This is a genomic window from Paenibacillus xinjiangensis (genome assembly GCF_059686975.1).
Map to the genome: position 1 here is coordinate 90,788 of NZ_JCAALS010000023.1, position 20,440 is coordinate 111,227.

The following is a 20,440-nucleotide window of genomic DNA, read 5'->3' on the forward strand; positions in this document are numbered from 1 at the left end:
AAATGAAAGAATCAAAGGGTGTTGGTCGAATGTGGAGCCTATACAAAATGGGGGGGTTCACACCTGCGATTGCTTCCATGCTAGGCTCTCAAAATGCTCAGCAGATGGCGTTCATACGTTCTGTCAATAAAGAGCAGCGCAAACAATCGATGCTGGATACGCCGCTTAGGGATCTAGAGGTCGTCATATTCGATTTAGAAACGACAGGTTTTTATCCAACGAATGGAGATGAGATTATCTCATTCGGAGCTGTTGTGATGCGAGGGACGGAGTTGTATGAGCAAGAATCGTTCTACAGCCTAGTTAACCCGAAGAGACGTATACCAAGAGCGATTGTTGAACTGACAGGCATCACCAATGACATGGTGGAGGATGCTCCTGATCTCATGCAGGTGCTTCATGATTTCATGGAATTCGTCGGTAGACGTCTGCTTATTGCCCATGCTGCTGGTCATGACAAGCAATTCCTCAACGCCGCATTATGGCGGACATCAAAAATCAATCTCAATCATCGAGTGCTGGATACAATGATGGTTGCAAAGTGGCTCGATCCCAAACGCAACTCGTATGCGCTTGATGATGTGCTGGAGGATAGCGGAATACCGATAGCAGATCGGCATCACGCACTGCAGGATTCTATCATGACGGGGAAATTGTGGAGAACTTACCTGGAGCGGATATTAGAGCGGAATATTACGACGTTAGGGGACTTGTACGCTTATCTAAGTAAGCACTAGCCCCAGTGGTTCAAAAGCGAGCTTGTCTCGTCGATAGGGCTGTACATTAGGCTTATCGCGGTTAAGCATAGAGATAATCCAGTAGGATACACTGTGGTCAACAGGCCAGAAGCCCGTTTCATCATAAATAGAAGGGACAGCCTCTGACGCAGGATGGGAGTGGAAGAAACCGACGATCTTTTGTCGGTTTTTTTGCATTTCATAGAAGGCAGCGGTCCATTCTACTGGGTCAAAAGAGAATGCTCGCTGGGGAGTAGGATGAACGTTAGTGATAGAGCGTGCAGCTATAACGATGCTGTCGGCGCCCTGTCCGTCATCTTGTGCAGTAAGAATGCCGCATGCTTCTTTGGGAAGCGCCTCATGACATAATGACAACAGCTCTATATAGGCTTTTTGAGTTATATGTATATTGGAAGTTGGATTCATCGTAGGTTCCTTTCTAATCCAAGAACGATAGTCGTTCCTAATGGGGCTTACAGCTATTATAACGAGGTTCCAAGGGATTAGCTATCTCCGGGTATGAATAGATGGCTCATGACCTACAATAAGAGGATACGGGGCTACAGACTTACAATCACATCATTGTTGATGGGATTGTGATTAATGAAGGCTTGAGCTTCGATTCCAAGTCATGTTACCATGTAAGCAGATGAATAGGAAAATATCGGTTCTGGAAGGAAGGGACACCATGAGACGCGCTTCTGCGTTGTTTGTTGTAGCATTCGTATTAGCAGGATTGGCTGTATACCAATACATAGCTGGGGATGAGCCAGGCTCAATAGTTGCCGCATCTGACTTCAAGCCTAAGGCAGGCTTCGAGGCAGTAGCCTTCGAGCTTCCGGGCCTTGATGAGAAGGCTTATCAGGTTGGCGGCAAGCAAGACAAGCTGACCTTCGTTAATTTCTGGGCCTCTTGGTGCGGTCCTTGCGAGCTTGAAGCGCCAGATCTGCAAACGCTGCATGAAAAGTATGGCGATGAAATATTAATGTACGGCTTGAACGCGACGAAATATGATAAGGAGCGTTCAGCCAGAGATTTCGTGAACGAGCATGAATTCACTTTTCCTATCTTGATGGATCGGCCAGGAGATATAACGAAGCAGTACAAGGTAGATACATTCCCGACTACTTTCCTGATTGATTCAGAAGGTGTTATTAGAGAGCGGATTAATGGTGTCATTCCCCTTGCTGAATGGGAAAGACTAATCGATAAGTACATGTGAGTATGTCTATACAACATAAGGGTCCTGGGAGCTGAGCTCCTAGGACCCTTATGTTGTATATTACATTAATGATTAACTAACCCAAGTCGATCCAAGCTCTCTACCTTAGCGATATCAGCTCTATCCATCTTAAGCAATGCATAGCGGATACTGTCAATGAGAGCTTCCCAGCTGGCTTCGATAACATTGCTGGACACTCCTACCGTGCTCCATGTGCTGTCCATATTAGTTGATTCTACGAGTACCCGTACGATGGCTGCAGTAGCATCCTTCTCGTCGATAACACGGACCTTATAGTCAGAGAGATGAATGTCATCAATCTTCGGATAAAATTGCACAAGCGCCTTACGCATCGCATTATCTAATGCATTAACGGGACCATTGCCTTCAGCCGCAGTGTAGACTTGCTGGCCATCCACATTTAATTTCACAATAGCTTCCGAAATCATCTGACCGTTGGAGCTCTCGATAAGCATTTTGAACGACTCGACCTTGAATATTTCCTTCGTTTCTCCGAAGGCTTGGCGGAGCAGCAGCTCGAGTGAAGCATCAGCCGCTTCGAATTGGTAGCCTTGATGCTCCAGATCTTTGATTCGATCCATAATTTCTTTAGTTTTCTCGTTATTCGCATTAACGTCAAGGCCCAGCATTTGGGCTTTGGAAATAATGTTGCTCTGTCCAGCAAGCTCAGAGACGAGAATACGCTGTTTGTTGCCGACAAGCTCGGGCTGGATGTGCTCGTAGGTTTTGGAATCCTTCATGATAGCCGAGACGTGAATGCCGCCTTTGTGGGCAAAAGCTGCATTGCCGACATACGCTTGACCAACTGGCATATTGACATTGGCGATCTCACTAACGAATCTTGCTGTACCTGTCAGCAGCTTAATATTATCATCAGCAAGACAATTATAGTTCATCTTAAGCTGAAGGTTAGGAATGATAGAGCATAGATTGGCATTGCCGCAGCGTTCGCCGTACCCGTTCATCGTGCCTTGAACCTGTCTTGCTCCTGCTTGAACAGCAGCAAGTGAGTTAGCTACAGCGAGCTCACAGTCATTATGCGTATGGATACCAATCGATGTTGTAAGCTGTGAACGCACATGACTGACGATCTCATGGATCTCACCAGGCAGAGTGCCGCCATTCGTATCACAGAGAACGATCCAGTCTGCACCTGCATCCTGTGCTTTACGAAGAACCGAAAGGGCATATTCAGGGTTATTCTTATAACCATCGAAGAAATGCTCTGCATCAAATAGCGCTTCCAATTGCTTGCGTTTTAAGTAGGCGATGGAGTCATATACCATTGCGAGATTCTCTTCAAGAGTAGTCTGCAATGCGGTATGAACATGGAAATCCCATGACTTCCCGACAAGTGTTGCTGCTGGTACACCAGACTCTACGATACGCATCAAGCTCGCATCTTGATCAGCGATACTGAATTTGCGACGTGTGCTTCCGAATGCGGTAATCTTGGCTTGCAGATTGTAGGCTTTAATCCGTTGGAAGAACTCGATATCCTTGCTATTGCTCCCAGGGTTGCCGCCTTCGATATAATGAACGCCAAGTGCGTCAAGTTTTTGAGCAATTTTCAATTTGTCATCTGCCGAAAGGCTAATCCCTTCGCCCTGTGTTCCGTCACGCAGTGTAGTATCGAATATAGAGATTGATGTTGTCATTGTCGGGACGCCTCCTTCTTCAAATGATAAGAAAGTATAAATACACTCCTATACTTTGCTTATCTTTTAACGCCAAATGCGATTGTCCTTATACAAGGACGACAATACTGCTGCTTCTGAGCGCTGATCACCTTTACAAATCATAATGTACTATTATAGCACTTGTTCATTCGAATGTAGAGAGGATTAGGTAATTTTTTTGGATATAGAAGCGTTCCTTTCAATTGACTTGCCTTCCTCTAGAATAGTATGCTGAGGGTGGTTAAGGGTGGTGACAGGTTATGTCTGATACGCATAAGGATTACCCGGCCAAAGGACGCGTTATTCTGCATCTGGATATGAATGCGTTCTACTGCTCCGTGCATGAGGCGGAGGAGCCGGACAAATATAAGAACAAGCCTACTGCCGTAGCTGGCAGTGTTGAGCTTCGCAAAGGGATTATCGTAACCTGCTCATATGCTGCGCGTGGCAGAGGCATTAAGACGGGTATGACAGTAAGGCAAGCGATGAAGCTCTGTCCAAGCTTAACGGTCATTCAGCCCGACTTCTATTTATATAGAAAGTATTCCCGTGGATTCCTTGAGATCGCGAGGCAATATACGCCATTAGTGGAAGTGATCTCAATTGATGAATGCTATATGGATATTACCGGCTCCAAAATATTCGGAACGCCGCTTGAGATTGCTGCTGCCTTACAGAATCGTATCCTAACGGAGCTGGCGCTTCCAAGCTCAATAGGAATTGCCCCAAATAAGCTGCTGGCCAAGATGGCCTCCGATATGAAGAAGCCGAATGGAATGACGGTGCTCCGAATTAGAGATGTACCCAATCTGCTGTGGGATAAACCGTGTGACGTCTTGTTCGGAATTGGGAAAAAGACAGCAGACAAGCTGACGAAGCTCAATATCCGCACGATTGGACAACTAGCAGCTGCAGAGGAAGCCATGCTCGTGAAGCACTTCGGAACAGTAGGGGCTTGGATGAAATCCGCTGCTCATGGCATTGATCATGGAGAGGTGAATCCGGACCGAGACAAGAATAAATCGATAGGACATACGACAACATTGCCAAGTGATGTGACCGATCGTGAAGACGTTCATCGTATCATGCTCAATCTGGCGGACCAGACGGCCCGTAGACTGCGTCGGCAGAAGCTGATGGCATCAACAGTCCAAATTACGATTCGCCGCCCTGATATGTCAACGATAACGCGCTCAAGCACCTTCAGAGTACCGACCCATACGACAGATGATATTTATCATGAAGCCTGCCGCCTATTCGATGAGCATTGGCGGAGCAATCAGCCAGTCAGGCTTCTTGGCATTACCTTGCAGAATTTAACTTCTCAGGATGAAACCGCTATTCAGCTTGATTTGTTCGATTACGAGCAGCAGCCACGAAAAGAAGCGTTAACCAGAGCAATGGACACACTGCGCGATAAATATGGCGAGAATGCGGTTCTAACAGCGGGGATGCTCGGTGATGATCCATCCGCTCTGATCCGGAACAAAAGAATTCGCGGGACATCGCTGCAAAAGGATGATTTGTGAGTCCAGAATCGGCTGACATTGTTGCCAAACTGTCCTTGTTGTTATATATTGATGAGTGAAGGTTTACAATAAGGGTAAGCATGCTCAAGACAAGCTTAAGCTTACGATACAGCCGAGATCATACCGTATATTTTTTAGGAGGGAACTACAATGGGTAAATTTACATGGGTAGAGAAAGATACCTGTATTGCTTGTGGAGCTTGCGGTGCTACTGCACCGGATATTTATGATTATGATGATGAAGGTCTTGCTGAAGTGATATTTGGCAATGACGGCAACCGAGGCAATACTGAAATACCAGAAGACATGTACGACGATCTGCAGGATGCTGCTGATGGTTGTCCGACAGATTCCATTAAAATTGCTGACGAAGCATTTAATAACTAGATTATGTATAGATCAACTCCATTCCGATAGTAGCAATTATGCTGCTGGGATGGAGTTTTTTTGTGGAAATATTAGTATTTCTTTGCCGTTATGCCGATATAGAGTGTATGACTGGCAGGAAGGGGATACTGGTATGGAAACGCCCGACAATACACTCTATTTGAAAATTTACGTCAAAGAGCATCCTGACAATAAAATGGCCTGGTATTTGCTTGGCAAGCAATATATGGATCAAGGTAAAGAAGCGAAAGCCAATTATTGCTTCATTCAAGCCCGAGAAATTTATGATGCCTATGAGAAGAAGCGGCACCCGCTAGCTGAGCATCCGCAGGAGCTGCTCGAGCAATGGAATAAACAGCAGCAGAAGAAGCGACAGTTCAAGCGAATAGCTTCCATTGCAGCTGTATTCCTATTATTATCCATACTCGTGCAATCCAATACTAGCGAGCCTGCTGATGAGGAAGCAGCGGCTGCTTACGAGGAGGAGCTGCAGGCACTGCCCTCTCTAGGAGTAGTATTCGTGAGACAGGCGGATAGGAAACCAATTGGAACAGCTTGGAACAGCTTGCTTGCCACTCCTGTACAGCCCGCTCTAGCTCTGGCTGCACGTATGGAAGAGGAGGATAACTGGAGGAAGTGGACGGGCCGCAAAAGGGTTCTTATGTCCGTCAGCCGCTCATCAGGGAATCCGGAGGTCGAGGTGCAAATGTATGATGCAGCATCATGTAATTGTCTGCCTGCCGATTCCTCTAAGATGGTAACGGTGCTTGACCAGTGGAGCCAGCGGCAAGAAGCGCGTTGGACGCTCGCCAGCGCAATCTATCAATACAATAGGCTGTATGAGAAATGGCCGGAGAAATTAGATGATCTTATTCAGGATTATCCACGTAATGTCCTATCCGGTGAAGGGGCTGGGATGAGGACGATGTTCTCTGATGTGCTAACGGCTCTGAAGCAGGACGAGAAGGAAGCGGGCTCCGAGCAGAATCAGTCGAATTCAGCAGCTGTGACGGCAGGGGATAGCGACTTGCCGGCAGCTGATAATGGTATTAGCGAGGCACAGGATCGGCAATGGCGGAAGCCGCTTGAAATTATAGTAGACAAGGAAACTCATCAGCTGGCCATTGTGAGCGGAGATATTATTGTCCGCAGCTATAAGGTAGGGCTGGGGGGAGAACGGACACCTGAGGGAACTTTTTATATTAGTGAGAAGGTCAGGAATCCCAATGGCCGGGATGATGGGCAGTTCGGCAGCCGTGGGATGACGTTGTCAGGAAGTCTCTACGCCATTCACGGTACGGACGAGCCAGACAGCTTAGGCCTTGATGAGTCGCTTGGCTGTATCCGAATGGGCCAAGCAGATCTGGAAGAGCTGTACGATCTTGTTCCGCTGGGCACATCCGTCAGAATTAAAAACGGGACGCTTCCGCCTAAAGCAGCTCTGACTGCTGATAGATTTCAGCTGGAGCCGCTAAAGGACGAAACCAATCCCGGTAAAATTTATAAATGGCTAAATTAAATTTCATCAGATGAATTACGAAACGAGTAGAAGTACAGCTACTGCTACGACAACAACAGCTATAATGGAGCCGATCCATACGAGCGCTTTTTTGTTAACCTCTTCTTTGGGTTTCACTTTCATTGTTGGTGCCTTTCTTTTGGCTGTGCTCATCGACAATCAACCTTTCCATAAGTAATAAGAAATTGTAACCATATAGGTTCATTGTAATCGTTTTCTAGGTTTGTCGCAATAACTCAGGGGAAGCCTCGCTTATGGCGTGGCTCTTTTCTTTTTCCTATAAAAAAGATAAACTGTTCGATAGAACATATAAAAGAACGGAGTGAATGTAGGTGCTTTATTCTTCAATAGCTAAGCCTGTATTATTTCGTATGGATCCGGAGAAAGCTCATCATCTCGTTATTGATGGGCTGCATACGGCGGGAAGAGTTCCCGGCATGAACGGGCTGCTTCATACTATGTACGGTGTCCAAGCGGCACCGGAGCTTGCAGTAGATTTATTCGGCCTTCATTTTCCCCATCCAGTAGGATTAGCAGCAGGACTAGATAAGAACGGCAAGTCCGTAGATGGCTTCTCCAGTATTGGATTTGGCTTCGCTGAGGTGGGAACGGTAACTCCACAAGGTCAGGCTGGCAATGAGCTGCCAAGGCTATTCAGACTTCCTCCAGATGAAGCGTTGATCAATCGTATGGGCTTCAACAATGAGGGAGCGGCAGCGATGGCAGACAAGCTCTCCAAACGTACGATTCATCGGATACCGATTGCAGTCAACATTGGTAAAAACAAAGTTACACCAAATGATCGGGCGCACGAAGATTACCGATCCTGCATAAAAGTGTTATATACGTATGGTGACTTCTTTGTCGTAAATATAAGTTCTCCGAACACGCCTGACCTGCGGGCTCTGCAGCATGGCGATGAGCTTCGCACACTGCTTAGCGAGGTTTTGGAGGAAATAGAGCAGCAAGCGTCGAATCTAGGTAGCAAACCGAAGCCAGTGCTGGTGAAAATTGCTCCCGACATGACGGATGAGCAGCTTGAGCTCACGGTAGCTACGATTAAAGATAGTGGAGTATCAGGAATTATTGCAACGAATACGACGTTGTCCCGGGAAGGGTTAACACATTCCAATGCTAGGGAAGCGGGCGGCCTCAGCGGTGTTCCTGTACGCGAACGCTCGACAGAGGTTATTCGTGCGGTGTACCGGCAGACTGAAGGTAAGCTTCCGATCATCGGTTCGGGAGGCATTTTTACAGCAGCGGACGCATACGATAAAATCCGCGCAGGCGCATCGCTCGTAGAAATATATACGGCGCTTATCTACAAAGGGCCTGTTGTACTTCGTGAACTGACGGACGGTTTGAAGGAGAAATTGCGTAAGGACGGCTACCGCAGCATATTGGAGGCAGTAGGAGCAGATCATCGATAGGAACAGGAGGCGGCCGGATGGACGGAAGAGACTGGAATCTTTTTTTGCAGCCTTATGAACAAGCGGTTGAAGAACTGAAAGTGAAATTGAAAACGATGCGGGTCGAGCTCAAAATGCGGGAGGCATATGCCCCTATCGAATTCGTCACCGGCCGGGTGAAGAAAATTTCCAGTGTATTGGAGAAGGCAAAACGGCTTAACGTACCAGCAGATCAATTGGAGCAAGGAATTGAGGATATTGCCGGCATACGTATCATGTGCCAATTCGTGGACGATATCCACCGAGTAGCGGGACTCATTCGCACGCGTAAGGATCTCACACTCGTGTACGAGAAGGATTATATTACGAATTTCAAGGATAGCGGCTATCGCAGCTATCATATGATCGTGGAATATCCGGTTCAGACAGCGCTTGGCTATAAAATTGTGCTCGCCGAGATTCAGATTCGGACGCTCGCCATGAATTTCTGGGCTACAATCGAGCACTCGCTGAACTATAAATATAAAGAAAGCTTGCCAGAGGATGTACGCGATCGGTTGAAAAAAGCGGCAGAAGCGGCGTCGCAGCTGGATCAGGAAATGTCCAGTATCCGTCATGAAATATTGGATGCGCAGCGCGGCTTCGAGGAGCGATCCAATGTCGTGAGCAAGGTGCTTAGCGATATTCAAGATTTATACTTCTACCATCGCATCAGGGAAGCTGCTCAATTCCAGCTGAAGTTCAATGAGCTGTGGGAGAAAGAGGATCTGTATGGCTTAAAGCAGCTGTCCATGGATATTGAAGCAGCGATTCTGCGAGCCAAAAAAACCAACTGATTCACAAATGAAAAACCTCCAAGCTGCTTGTTCATAAGCATCTTGGAGGTTTATCTCATTTAGACGATAGGCAGGACAAGGCTAGGAAGAGGACTTGGGTTTGAACTTAGCATCGATAGCTTCACGTATTTCATCCTTCGTCTTGCCCTGCTTGCTTAAGGCGATTATCTCCTCCATCTCCATCTTGCAAATGCCGCAGCTCGTGCTATGATCAGTCCAAGTGACACGGTCATCAGGGAGCTCGGCTATGTAGCAGCGAAGGAGCGAGTCGTGTGCGGTCTCTACAGCTTCCCCATTCATACATCCACAGTAGCAGTTGATCTCACTCATTAAATCCATGTGGTCATGAACGGAGGCATACAGCTCACTTGTGTGCTTGGTATGGTTGTCCAGAAAAGCAGGCAGGATGTCCCATGACTCGGTTGACTGCCATTTCTCTGAACCGTGGACATGCAGCTTGCCCTCTTCCTCTTTATCGGACATGCCGCACGCTGTAAGCAATGTGATCACAGCAAAGCCTAACAGCAGCACATACATCAAGCCGCGCAGGGGTGAAGGCGGTTCATTGCGAGGCTCCTGCATTAGGAAGCTGCTCCTGCGTATTTATTGAAATAATTTCTAAAGTCATCAAGCGTATAGCCAGCAGTAGTGCCTTCTTCTGCAAGTCCGCCCTCAAGCCGCTCTTCTACTTGAACACCGTCTTTGAAATACACGAGAGTAGGCGTATATTCGATATTATACTTATTATAATAGGTTTCGAATTCACGCAGATTGAATTGCGGGAGATCAATGCCAAGCTCATCAACAACTGGCATTAGCTGCGGTGTCGTATTGAGGCAGTGACCGCAGTTGGAAGCGAAGAAGTAGACGAAGAAGCTTTCTTTGTCAGCAACCTTCTGATCTAGCTCTTCTGGAAGGATAATATTCTGATAATTGGGATCATCGAGCAATTCCCTTGTTGCGGTGTTGAGCTCAGAGACAGGCTTTTGATAGAGCGCATTGACAGGCTGGTTATTATTCATCACGCCAATAAGTACGAATACAGCCACGATAAGGACAAGATACACATAGATCATTTTGAACTTAGGTAATTTCATTGTGGGGGGCTATACCTCCATATGTAGTGTGTCAGGCTAGCGGCCTCTAGGCCTGCTTGTCCTGCCTTATTAGCATTATATAACAGTGCCGCTTATTTGTGTATATGACTTGCGGACGACGACATTAGAGCGGGAGGACGACAGCATGGCCGGCTTTTTGCCGCTTTCTTTTACAACAAAAATGGAGTCTCTGCTAGGCGAGGAATTCGAGCGTTTTATGGCATCATACAGCGATCCCCGTGTATACGGTCTTCGCGTGAACAGGCTGAAGCTGGATGGGCAGGCTTGGAAACAATTGTCCCCTATGGGACAAGCAGTGAGGCCTATTCCTTGGGCAAGTGATGGGTTCTATTATGAGGAAGGCGAGCGCCCTGGCAAGCATCCGCATTATCATGCAGGGCTGTACTATATCCAAGAGCCAAGTGCGATGGCACCGGTTGAGCTGTTGGATGTGGAGCCTGGACACCGCGTGCTTGATCTGTGTGCTGCACCGGGCGGGAAGTCGACGCATATCGCGGGCAAGCTGCAAGGAAGCGGGGTGCTGGTCAGTAATGACAATGCAAGAGAGAGGACGAAGGTGTTAGCCAAAAACATCGAGCTTGCGGGGGTTCGGAACTGTGTGATATTGAATGAAGATCCGTCCGCGCTAGCCCCTGTATTCGCAGAGTGGTTTGATCGTATTCTGGTTGATGCGCCTTGTTCAGGAGAAGGGATGTTCCGCAAGGATGAATCGATGATTGCTGAATGGGAGAAGCATTCCATCGAACGCTGCTCGGCGATGCAGCGTCCTATCCTTCGAGATGCGGCAGCAATGCTCGCTCCTGGAGGCAAGCTTGTATATTCAACTTGTACATTCTCACCAGAAGAGAATGAAGCACAGATTGCGGCGTTATTGGCAGAGCATCCTGAGTTCGAGATTGTTCAAGTATCCCATGATTATGGCTGGCGGGCTGGACGTCCAGACTGGGCAGGAGCAGCAGGGGCAGAGCTGTCACCCGAGCGGCTTGCATCGCTTGCAGGCACCGTTCGATTATGGCCGCATCTGGTCGAAGGCGAGGGACATTATGCAGCCGTTCTACAGCGAAAGGGCGAGAGAAGCAGAGTGGTCGAGCTATCTGCTTCAACTGCAGGGGATCAGCCTCAGCCTGCTGAACGAATAGATCCCTCCAGCTCCAATCGGCACAAGGGCGATTCAGGCAAGATGCTGCGTGCATCAGAGAAGCGTGCTGGTCGTGATGGAAGAGGCGGGAAGGATGACGCCAAGCTGTATAGCCGAAGCCGTGGGGGAGATAAACGCAGTCAAGCAAGTAGATCTGGCGAGACCGTGACGATAGATCCTGTGGCGGCATGGAAGGCTTTTGTCGATGCGAATCTATCGGAGGACTTCACGAACGCAGCAGCTGTGCAGACATATGGGTCACGCGTGTATTTGCAGCCGGATTCGCTTCCGCCGCTGGATGGATTGCGGGTTGTGCGTGCTGGCTGGTACGTTGGCGAAGCTGGCCGCTTCAAGTTCGAGCCTTCACAAGCGCTTGCTATGGGACTAGTACGTTCTGAGGCGGCAAGATCCTTGAATCTGCTCTCTAGTGATCCGAATACGATTCGATATTTGAAGGGCGAAACCCTGTTTGTAGATTCATCTGAAATCATAGTGAGCTCCTCTAATAAGAGCTCTGACAAGGATCCATTCAAAGGATATGTTCTTGTCTGCACAGACGGATATCCAATAGGGTGGGGCAAATATGCAGAAGGAGGCATGCTCAAGAATGAGCTGCCTGCAGGCTGGAGGTGGATGTAACGATGGCGAAGAAGCTAAGGCTGGACAAGCTGCTATCCCATACGGGGTATGGCACAAGAAGTGAAATTAAGAAATTCGTGAAGCAGGGGAAGGTGACGGTCGATAACAAAGTAATCAAGGATAGCGGATTACTGGTCGATCCTGAGCTTCAGGAAATTAGGTTCGAGGGGGAACAGGTTGTCTACCGTGAGGTTGTCTATTTGATGATGAATAAGCCTCCTGGCGTTATATCTGCAACAGAAGACAAGCGGGAGCAGACCGTTATTGATCTGCTAGAGCTCGATGACCAGCTGATGCAGCCATTCCCGGTGGGGAGACTGGATAAGGACACGGTGGGCTTACTGCTGCTTACGAATGATGGGCAGCTTGCACATGAGCTATTGTCTCCTCGCAAGCATGTTCCCAAGACGTATGAGGCTATCGTGAACGGTGATGTTGGATCATCTGATCAATCAGAGTTCGCAGCTGGTGTGACGCTCGATGATGGTTATGTGACAATGCCTGCTGAGCTTCACATCTTGTCCAAGGAAAGCTCAGACGAGGGTGTCCTATCGCGTATTTCGCTAACGATTATGGAAGGCAAGTTCCATCAGGTCAAACGAATGTTTGAAGCTGTTGGGAAAAAAGTTGTTCATTTGAAAAGAGTAGCAATGGGGCCGCTTAAGCTTGATGAGACGCTTGAAGAAGGTGCTTATAGAGAGCTGACAGAGGATGAGCTTGAGCTGCTTCGCGCTCATCGTCGAGCAGAATAGATTACAGGATAGGAATGGGGAGAGCAAATGACGCTGCATTATGATTTGATTGCACTGGATGTGGACGGGACATTATTAACGGATGACCATATACTTACTAAAACAACGCGTGATGCGGTCAGGGAGGCTGCTCAGCGGGGAGCAGAGATCGTTCTCTGCACGGGAAGAGGTCCGCTCAGCGCATTGCCTGTGCTGGAGGAGCTTGGACTTAGTGGGACACTAATTACTCATAATGGAGGAGCGACGATTCATGCGGAGAGTCGTGAGGTTATTCACCGCTACGATATCGAACCGGCCAAGCTCCAAGTATTCTTGGAATATTGCCGGAAGAACGGGATTCACTTCGATCTGAATACGGCGTTTGAGATGATGGTGGAAGGAATGACTCCTGAAGCTGAATTGATGTACAGCAGATTCCATGCTATGCCGACCTTGCTGCAGCCAGACGGTATTTTGCCAGAGGGCCTTGTGAAATTTACAGTGTTCGGCACGAAGGATTCTATGGATGTGGTAGAGGAGGAGTGGAAGCAGTGGATTCCAAGTCTGCAAGCGATTCGCAGCGGTGACCTGTTCATTGATGTACAGCATCCTGAGGCGACCAAGGGAACAGCGCTTGCGCAGCTTGCCAGCACCAGAGGGATTGACCCTAGCCGAGTGCTTGCCATCGGCAATTACTTCAATGACATGACGATGCTGGAATTCGCTGGACATGGCATCGCTATGGGCAATTCTCCTGAAGCGGTAAAAGCGGCAGCTCGCACAATAGCTCGTTCTAATATGGAGGATGGCGTGGCTTACGCTCTAAGGGAGCATGCCTGGGGTTAAATGAATAGGGGAAAACCGCGTGAGAGCTTGTTTCTCCGCGGTTTTTGTTGTTGTGTGGTCCAAGTAAATTAATACAAGGCGCCTTTGGATATGATGACTAAAAGAATAAACAGGACCAGGATGACACCTGTCGTAGTGAAGCCTCCATGTACACCAGACATGCAATTTCCTCCCTGTAAATAAATTTCCGGCTGTGGGTGTTAGCTATGGCTTGATTAGGTTTCCCGCCTGCTCGGTATAGGGTATATTATGTCAATTGCCCTATTTCGAATGGACTCCTGTCACGGTTCCAGAGAATTAGGCATATGTCCTTGTATACTTTGCATAGGGTGCGGCATATGGCTTATCGCTACTCGCCATGGGAGGCTAATGACTAGGAGCGCTGAACGGCAAAAAACCGTCTGTCCATTCAGGACATGACGGTTCTTGGGGTTGAGATAGATTAGCGTTTGCGGCCGCGACTATTGCCTGAGCCGGAAGGGCGTGATGATCCGCCTTTGCTGCTGCGTGAAGCACCGCCCGAACGGCCGCCGCTTGTGTTAGAAGAGCTTCTGCCACCGCGCTCGGAGCCGCCAGCGCTGGAGAAGGTTCTGCCGCCGCGTTCGGAGCTGCCAGCGCTGGAAGAGCTTCTGCCACCGCGCTCGGAGCCGCCAGCGCTGGAGAAGGTACTGCCACCGCGCTCGGAGCCGCCAGCGCTGGAAGAGCTTCTGCCACCGCGCTCGGAGCCGCCAGCGCTGGAGAAGGTACTGCCGCCGCGCTCGGAGCTGCCAGCGCTGGAAGAGCTTCTGCCACCGCGCTCGGAGCCGCCAGCGCTGGAGAAGGTTCTGCCGCCACGCTCAGAACCGCGTTCGGAACTGTTAGCGAATGATCCGCCGCGGCCACCACGTTCTGCGCCTCCTCCACTACGTGAACCACGCCCGCCGCGATTCTCACTTACACTATTGTCAGCCCAAGGGCTTGCTTCATTGTTAACGGCTGTATTACGGCCGTCTGCATTCTTCCGTCTGGAGCCAGTACCGCCGCCTTGTCCGCGCCCGCTAGTGCGGTCACCGCGTCCACGTCCGCCTTGAGGAGCAGGCTTGGAATCCCGTCCGCGACGTGCTCCGCGTTCTGGCCTGCTGTCTTCCTTGCCAGATGTCTTAACAGCTTTGCGTGGTGTGCGATCAGTCGTTAACGTGCCATCAGCTTCAAGCTTACGGCGTTCCAGTACGGCACTAATGCTGCGTTCGATATGAGCTACAGCACCGCGGTCATAAGGAGATACGAACGTTACGGCAGTCCCGCGTTGTCCTGCGCGGCCTGTTCTGCCGATACGGTGAATATAAATTTCGGAATCCTGCGGAACATCATAGTTGAACACATGAGTAACGCCTTCCACGTCAAGTCCACGTGCTGCAACATCTGTAGCTACGAGCACTTGCAGCTTCGCATCACGGAACCGCTTCATGACTTGCTCACGCTTCGCTTGTGTTAGATCGCCGTGCAGCTCGTCTGATGCAAAACCGTGATCCTGCAGCGCCTCGTTGAGCTTCTTGGCGCGTACCTTCGTCCGGCAGAACACGACAGCCAAGTAAGGATTCTGATTCTCGATAATCTGAATGAGCGCATCCTGTCGTCCGCGATCGGAAGTCTCAACGACGTACTGCTTGATATTATCCAGCGTTACATTAGCGCTCTGGATTTTGATATCTACAGGAACCTTCATGTACTCTGATGCGAGACGTTTGATCTGATCCGGCATTGTAGCGGAGAACAGCATCGTCTGGCGTGCCTTCGGCGTCTGCGTAATGATGCTCTCTACATCGGAGAGAAAGCCCATATGAAGCATTTGGTCAGCCTCGTCCAACACGAGCATGCGAAGCTTGCCGAGACTGATCGTCTCACGCTTCATATGGTCGATTAGACGGCCTGGCGTTGCTACAACGATATGCGGTGCGTTGTTAAGCTTTCTGATCTGAGCGGTAACATCTTGGCCGCCGTATGCCGCGAGCACCTTAGCTCCTACTACGGGTGCAAGCTTGGCGAGCTCACTCGTAATTTGGATAGCCAGCTCTCTAGTAGGTGTTAGAATGAGGGCTTGTACCTGCTCCTTCGTAACATCAATCTTTTGCAATATTGGCAAGGCAAAGGCAATGGTTTTGCCTGTTCCTGTCTGTGCTTGGGCGATAACATCCTGTCCGGCAAGAAGGACGGGAATGGCTCTTTTTTGAACAGGAGTCGGGTTAATAATCCCTTCAAGATGGAGCCGCTCTGCTAACTCCGGGATAATGCCCATTGAACTAAACTCGGTTGACATTTGTGAATTTCCTCATTTCATCTATCTCGTTTGATGTTAAGTATAACAGTTGTGCCCATGATGTGCATCTTCTGAATACATATGCTATGCTGATTGCTACATAAGCACCCGAAAAGGAATGATACATAATGAGTGGAACAGAACGCGCTTCGGTCAAGCCGGGGCTTGAGGTAGACATTGTTTTGAAGCAGGATCAACGGACGGGTAAGCTGACACGCGGCATTGTGAAGGATCTGCTAACGAATTCAGCTAACCATCCACATGGCATTAAAGTTCGTCTAACTGACGGTCAGGTTGGCCGGGTTAAGCACATTCATGTGAAGTAGGGTGAAGGAAGATGGCGTTCGGCATTTCTCGATCAGAGATGAATGAATGGAAGGCTAAGGTTTCACGCGGTGAGATTGCCTTCTTGACCCACTACTGGATAGATCCCCGATTTCCTAATATGACAACGGTCACGAAGGTAGGATGCTCTGACCTAGATAAGCTAGCTAAGTGGTGTGTTGACAACGGATTAAGCCCCAGATATATACACGCTCGCGCGGAATATCCTCACTTCGATCTCCTTGGTCCCAAGCAGCGTGAAATATTGCTTCGTGAGCAGCAGCTCGATCAGCTGGAACGCTTCCGATTATGATGAGAGCCGCCTTCGGGCGGCTTTTGTTATGGTATCAGTAACCCCTCGTGCAGCCCAATACCATCTCGAATTTATAGTAAACTTCCGTTATGATAATAGAATACTAAGGGGACGGCAGATGGGAGCAACGCGAGGCTGCTTGTTAGTCGTGCAAAATAATGAACCACAAACCGTCTCTATGATAAAATCGGCTTCGTCAATGAGTACAGCTACTAGTACATAGTGAATAAAAGACAGGATTTCAATGTCTAGTCTGGGATATGGAGAAAGGAAGGTTTAATGATATGACATACAAAGCTATCATTTTTGATCTGGATAATACTTTACTCAATTACACGGCTAGTGAGTTTCAGTCTATGCAGTATGCGATTGGGCATCATCGTCTAATGGAGCAGCAGGGCTTCGAATGGGAGCAATTCTGGACAAGGTTTGGTCCGATTAACTGGAATTATTGGATCAGCCGCACGGAGGCAAGCATGCAGATAAGGGAGGTTCTGGAGTTTTCCTTCCGTGACACTCTCATGGAGATGAAGCTTGAGCATGGGCTGGCGCTTCCGCTTGCCCAAACCTATTGGAACCATTTTTGCGAGCTATGCCTGTTCGAAGAGGGAGCTGAGCAGGTATTAGGAGCGCTTCATGGTCAATATAAGCTATCAGTTATCTCTAATGGAATTGGTGAAGCACAGCGCAGACGGCTCGCAGCGGGAGGAATTGACCGGTACTTCAATTGTCTGCATGTATCGGATGAGGTCGGTTATTGGAAGCCAGATATCGGAATTTTTCAATCTGCGCTTAGCAGCTTGCAAGTAGACCCTTCAGAGGCCCTATTCGTTGGCGACTCCCTAACCGATGATTATGAAGGCGCTGTTCGCTCAGGCATTGACTTTTGCTTATATAATCCAAGCAATCGAGCGCTAGAGCAGCATATTCAACCTAAGCACACCATTAAGCAGCTCAGCGAACTGCTCGGTATTATCTCATAATGGGGGAGACTAGGCTTAGAAAGCTGATGGGGATTAGAAGCATAGTAGCTATAATTGCCTGCTGTTACATGCTATGTCTAATCTATTGGATGTTTATCGGTTTCGGTAGAGCAGCATCGGGCGACGAATCATTGCGTTATAACCTGCGGCCTTTTGCCACGATTAGCAATTATTTTACTTATTATGATCATTATAACTGGGATACATGGGTTATAAATATAGGTGGGAATATCGGTGTATTCATGCCGATCGGCTTCAGTCTTCCCATCCTATTCGGCTGGCGATTCAGAGCTGTGATGCTGTCTTTCCTGCTGCTTATTACGACACTCGAGGTCCTTCAATTGATGACTAGGCGAGGCAGCCTGGATGTTGATGATATTCTGCTTAATACGCTAGGCGCGGCCATCGGATATGGGTTGTATGCCTTGCTACTACCCAGAAGCTTGAAATAATGCTTAGGTGAATATGACTAACAGAATTAAGAAAGAAGGCTATTAAACGTGATTTCCGACACCAAAGAATCAACAACAAGAAAAAAAGCTTATGCAGCAACAGGTCATCTTTATTCATACTTGGCATTATTTTTATTGCACTCAATATACGGGCTCCATTAACATCCGTTGGCCCTATTGTCGGACATATTCAAGAGACGACCGGACTATCCGGATCGATGGCTGTGGGGCAGCTCATCGTGGGTGCCATTATGAATTATGCTTATTGGGTTCGCAGGCGACTCTGGGTTTAGCTTGGCTGTCATGTTCTTCGGACTTCGGACGAGTAGTGCAGCACAATCAGCAGAAATGTCCGGGATGGCGCAGTCTGTCGGTTATTTGTTAGCGGCCATCGGTCCACTTTTGTTCGGCTTGCTCCATGATGCAACGCGTTCCTGGGATGTATCGATTGTCATGCTCATTCTGGTAACGATATTGCTGCTGCTGACGGGATTAAGAGCGGGGAGTAACAATAAGATTGCAAAGTAGCAGAAATTATAGAACAAGAAGAGCCTCACGGAACTCGCATTCCATGAGGCTCTTTTTCTTGTCATTACAGCAGCAGCTCGAGCCACTCTTCCTTCGTAACTGGACCAAAATAATAGCTCAGATCGACTGTATCCAGCCATGCGCTGAGCGCGGATGCTTCATACTTGGTTCCAACCAGCTTAGCAGTCAACTCTGAACTGTCTCCGCGGCCGAAGAAGTCTCCGAATATAGCAGCATCAACGATAATACCTTCCTCTACCTGTAGGCGTAAATCGAAAGTGCCTGCTGCATTAATGCGTTTGGTCTGACGAACGTTGAAGGCAGGAGAACGTCCATAATTCCACTCCCAGCTGCGGTAGCGCTCATCCGCAAGCTTCCTGACCTGTTCCCAGTCCTGCTCGGTCAGCTTATATTCAGGTATTTCTGTCTCACCTTCAAAAATGCTGCTCAGCAAGCTTTCCTTAAGCTGCTCGATGGTCATCGGCTCAGACAAAAACTCTGAAATATTCGCTACACGGCTGCGGATGGATTTCGTTGATTTCGATACATATTTCTCGGCATTCACTTTCAAGGCGGAGACGACATTCTCGATCTCCGAGTTGAATAGCAGTGTGCCGTGACTGAACATTTTGCCTCTGGTCGAGAATTGCGCATTACCAGATATTTTGCGTTCCCCCACTTGAAGATCGTTGCGTCCGGACAGCTCAGCCTCGACACCCAGCTCGCGAAGAGCGCGAACGACAGGCTCGGTAAACTTCTTGAAGTTATGGAAGGACTGACCGTCATCCTTCATGATGAAGCTGAAGTTCAGATTACCATGATCATGATAGACGGCACCGCCTCCAGATAGACGGCGTACAACATGAAGATGATTCTCCTCTACATATTCGGCATTGATTTCCTCGACGGTATTTTGGTTTTTGCCAATAATGATGGATGGCTCGTTTATGTAGAATAATAAGTAGTCATCGTCATCAGGAAGCGAGCGCAATATATATTCCTCTAACGCCAAATTGAGTGACGGATCGTGCATGTTGTTATTGCTAATAAATCGCATAGCGGGTCTCCTCCAAGCATGATATAGACATTTGCCTCTATTATAACCTTCTCTCGTGTGTTTTTCATGTCTTTGTCCGTATAAGGCTGCTGTGTGGCTAACAATTGTTGTTACCTAACAAGTCTGGAAACGTATGTGAAACTATTGTGATCTTTGGATATTTGAAGGAGAGGGGAATGAAGAATGGAGAAATGGCTGGAGAGCCTGAGCAGCATGCCGTTCTATAAGCTAAGCCTGCGCGATGGAACGATTGCCGCAGCAGCGCTCATTGGAACATCGGAGGAAGATCCGGAGGTTGGATTATTCCATGTTTTACAAGGATCAGGAGAGCAAATGGCTCAGGTAATTGAGCTTGAATGGAGACTTATTACCGAAATGCTTCCCTTGCCGGAGCAAGTGAAATCAGGTCTGCTGCTGACATTGGCACACGCACCGCGAATGTCCGAGGCGTATCAAGCAGCAGCTCGAAGTGCAGCTAAATATCCGAAGAAGACAAGCTTTGGCTCTAGCACAACAGTAGAGGAGGAATGAATTTCAGTAAAAATTGAAAAAAAGGAAGTGGATAGAGAGCCCTGCAAAAGCCTTGATTTTGAGGAAATGGGCACTCCGAGATGGTAAAAGTGATTGAAAAACTAAAAAAGCAGCTCATTCCTCATCAGAGGATGGGCTGCTTTTG

General features: G+C 48.4%; 24 protein-coding genes. 16 read left to right on the forward strand and 8 right to left on the reverse strand.

Annotated features, from left to right (window positions below):
• Positions 1-2 precede the first annotated feature (2 nt).
• On the forward strand, positions 3-737 hold the full coding sequence (locus AC6ESP_RS21345; protein ID WP_497098764.1) for a 3'-5' exonuclease: 735 nt from the start codon (positions 3-5) through the stop codon (positions 735-737).
• Here AC6ESP_RS21345 and AC6ESP_RS21350 read toward each other — a convergent pair.
• Complete coding sequence (locus AC6ESP_RS21350; RefSeq protein ID WP_497098765.1) at positions 723-1,163, reverse strand: M67 family metallopeptidase; 441 nt, start codon at positions 1,161-1,163, stop codon at positions 723-725. The two genes, AC6ESP_RS21345 and AC6ESP_RS21350, sit on opposite strands and share 15 nt — an antisense overlap.
• Before the next feature lie 262 nt (positions 1,164-1,425).
• On the opposite strand from AC6ESP_RS21350, the gene AC6ESP_RS21355 reads away from it, so the two are divergent.
• Entirely contained in the window at positions 1,426-1,959 is a 534-nt protein-coding gene (locus AC6ESP_RS21355) for a TlpA family protein disulfide reductase (RefSeq protein WP_497098766.1), read from the forward strand.
• 65 nt (positions 1,960-2,024) lie between these two features.
• Here AC6ESP_RS21355 and cimA read toward each other — a convergent pair whose 3' ends face one another.
• On the reverse strand, positions 2,025-3,638 hold the full coding sequence (cimA, locus tag AC6ESP_RS21360; protein WP_497098767.1) for a citramalate synthase: 1,614 nt from the start codon (positions 3,636-3,638) through the stop codon (positions 2,025-2,027).
• A 281-nt stretch (positions 3,639-3,919) separates the two neighbouring features.
• Here cimA and AC6ESP_RS21365 point away from each other — a divergent pair, with 281 nt between their 5' ends.
• The 3 genes from AC6ESP_RS21365 to AC6ESP_RS21375 all read left to right on the forward strand — a co-directional run bounded on the left by AC6ESP_RS21365 (position 3,920) and on the right by AC6ESP_RS21375 (position 7,094).
• Positions 3,920-5,188: a DNA polymerase IV gene (locus AC6ESP_RS21365; protein WP_497098768.1), complete on the forward strand. Its 1,269-nt coding sequence runs from the start codon at positions 3,920-3,922 to the stop codon at positions 5,186-5,188.
• A gap of 150 nt (positions 5,189-5,338) precedes the next feature.
• Positions 5,339-5,575 (forward strand): ferredoxin, encoded by a 237-nt coding sequence (locus AC6ESP_RS21370; protein WP_497098769.1) that lies wholly within the window; start codon positions 5,339-5,341, stop codon positions 5,573-5,575.
• A 133-nt stretch (positions 5,576-5,708) separates the two neighbouring features.
• On the forward strand, positions 5,709-7,094 hold the full coding sequence (locus tag AC6ESP_RS21375; protein ID WP_497098770.1) for a L,D-transpeptidase: 1,386 nt from the start codon (positions 5,709-5,711) through the stop codon (positions 7,092-7,094).
• Positions 7,095-7,109: 15 nt separating this feature from the next.
• Here the strand turns inward: AC6ESP_RS21375 and AC6ESP_RS21380 are convergent, their stop codons facing one another.
• Positions 7,110-7,247: a hypothetical protein gene (locus AC6ESP_RS21380; RefSeq protein ID WP_497098771.1), complete on the reverse strand. Its 138-nt coding sequence runs from the start codon at positions 7,245-7,247 to the stop codon at positions 7,110-7,112.
• Between the two features lie 179 nt (positions 7,248-7,426).
• On the opposite strand from AC6ESP_RS21380, the gene AC6ESP_RS21385 reads away from it, so the two are divergent.
• Together AC6ESP_RS21385 and yjbM are read left to right on the forward strand one after the other, a co-directional pair.
• Entirely contained in the window at positions 7,427-8,524 is a 1,098-nt protein-coding gene (locus AC6ESP_RS21385) for a quinone-dependent dihydroorotate dehydrogenase (protein WP_497098772.1), read from the forward strand.
• Positions 8,525-8,541: 17 nt separating this feature from the next.
• Positions 8,542-9,339, forward strand: coding sequence for a GTP diphosphokinase (yjbM, locus tag AC6ESP_RS21390; RefSeq protein WP_497098773.1), 798 nt, complete (start codon positions 8,542-8,544; stop codon positions 9,337-9,339).
• Between the two features lie 81 nt (positions 9,340-9,420).
• Here yjbM and AC6ESP_RS21395 read toward each other — a convergent pair whose 3' ends face one another.
• On the reverse strand, positions 9,421-9,921 hold the full coding sequence (locus AC6ESP_RS21395; RefSeq protein ID WP_497098774.1) for a PCYCGC motif-containing (lipo)protein: 501 nt from the start codon (positions 9,919-9,921) through the stop codon (positions 9,421-9,423).
• A complete protein-coding gene (locus tag AC6ESP_RS21400) occupies positions 9,921-10,436 on the reverse strand; it encodes a thioredoxin family protein (protein ID WP_497098775.1) in 516 nt (171 codons plus the stop codon). The genes AC6ESP_RS21395 and AC6ESP_RS21400 overlap by 1 nt, the downstream gene beginning before the upstream one ends.
• Positions 10,437-10,581: 145 nt before the next feature.
• On the opposite strand from AC6ESP_RS21400, the gene AC6ESP_RS21405 reads away from it, so the two are divergent.
• The 3 genes from AC6ESP_RS21405 to AC6ESP_RS21415 are packed head-to-tail and all read left to right on the forward strand — an operon-like array spanning position 10,582 to position 13,811.
• Positions 10,582-12,234 carry an RsmB/NOP family class I SAM-dependent RNA methyltransferase gene (locus tag AC6ESP_RS21405; RefSeq protein ID WP_497098776.1) on the forward strand — a complete coding sequence of 551 codons (1,653 nt, stop codon included), beginning with the start codon at positions 10,582-10,584 and terminating at the stop codon, positions 12,232-12,234.
• A gap of 2 nt (positions 12,235-12,236) precedes the next feature.
• Positions 12,237-12,986, forward strand: coding sequence for a pseudouridine synthase (locus tag AC6ESP_RS21410; RefSeq protein ID WP_497098777.1), 750 nt, complete (start codon positions 12,237-12,239; stop codon positions 12,984-12,986).
• A gap of 27 nt (positions 12,987-13,013) precedes the next feature.
• Positions 13,014-13,811, forward strand: a complete 798-nt coding sequence (locus AC6ESP_RS21415) for a Cof-type HAD-IIB family hydrolase (protein ID WP_497098778.1) — start codon at positions 13,014-13,016, stop codon at positions 13,809-13,811.
• A 68-nt stretch (positions 13,812-13,879) separates the two neighbouring features.
• Here AC6ESP_RS21415 and AC6ESP_RS21420 read toward each other — a convergent pair whose 3' ends face one another.
• Positions 13,880-13,972, reverse strand: coding sequence for a YjcZ family sporulation protein (locus AC6ESP_RS21420; protein ID WP_497098779.1), 93 nt, complete (start codon positions 13,970-13,972; stop codon positions 13,880-13,882).
• Positions 13,973-14,253: 281 nt separating this feature from the next.
• A complete protein-coding gene (locus tag AC6ESP_RS21425) occupies positions 14,254-16,107 on the reverse strand; it encodes a DEAD/DEAH box helicase (RefSeq protein WP_497098780.1) in 1,854 nt (617 codons plus the stop codon).
• A gap of 128 nt (positions 16,108-16,235) precedes the next feature.
• Here AC6ESP_RS21425 and AC6ESP_RS21430 point away from each other — a divergent pair, with 128 nt between their 5' ends.
• The 5 genes from AC6ESP_RS21430 to AC6ESP_RS21450 all read left to right on the forward strand — a co-directional run bounded on the left by AC6ESP_RS21430 (position 16,236) and on the right by AC6ESP_RS21450 (position 18,707).
• Positions 16,236-16,433, forward strand: coding sequence for a YwbE family protein (locus AC6ESP_RS21430; RefSeq protein WP_497098781.1), 198 nt, complete (start codon positions 16,236-16,238; stop codon positions 16,431-16,433).
• An 11-nt stretch (positions 16,434-16,444) separates the two neighbouring features.
• Positions 16,445-16,744, forward strand: coding sequence for a hypothetical protein (locus AC6ESP_RS21435; protein ID WP_497098782.1), 300 nt, complete (start codon positions 16,445-16,447; stop codon positions 16,742-16,744).
• Between the two features lie 284 nt (positions 16,745-17,028).
• Complete coding sequence (locus tag AC6ESP_RS21440) at positions 17,029-17,727, forward strand: HAD family hydrolase (RefSeq protein WP_497098783.1); 699 nt, start codon at positions 17,029-17,031, stop codon at positions 17,725-17,727.
• Positions 17,727-18,179 carry a VanZ family protein gene (locus AC6ESP_RS21445; RefSeq protein WP_497098784.1) on the forward strand — a complete coding sequence of 151 codons (453 nt, stop codon included), beginning with the start codon at positions 17,727-17,729 and terminating at the stop codon, positions 18,177-18,179. The genes AC6ESP_RS21440 and AC6ESP_RS21445 overlap by 1 nt, the downstream gene beginning before the upstream one ends.
• 258 nt (positions 18,180-18,437) lie before the next feature.
• Positions 18,438-18,707, forward strand: coding sequence for a hypothetical protein (locus AC6ESP_RS21450; protein WP_497098785.1), 270 nt, complete (start codon positions 18,438-18,440; stop codon positions 18,705-18,707).
• Between the two features lie 64 nt (positions 18,708-18,771).
• Here the strand turns inward: AC6ESP_RS21450 and lplA are convergent, their stop codons facing one another.
• Entirely contained in the window at positions 18,772-19,764 is a 993-nt protein-coding gene (gene lplA / locus AC6ESP_RS21455; RefSeq protein WP_497098786.1) for a lipoate--protein ligase, read from the reverse strand.
• Positions 19,765-19,947: 183 nt separating this feature from the next.
• Here lplA and AC6ESP_RS21460 point away from each other — a divergent pair, with 183 nt between their 5' ends.
• Positions 19,948-20,295 carry a hypothetical protein gene (locus AC6ESP_RS21460; RefSeq protein WP_497098787.1) on the forward strand — a complete coding sequence of 116 codons (348 nt, stop codon included), beginning with the start codon at positions 19,948-19,950 and terminating at the stop codon, positions 20,293-20,295.
• Positions 20,296-20,440: the final 145 nt, after the last annotated feature.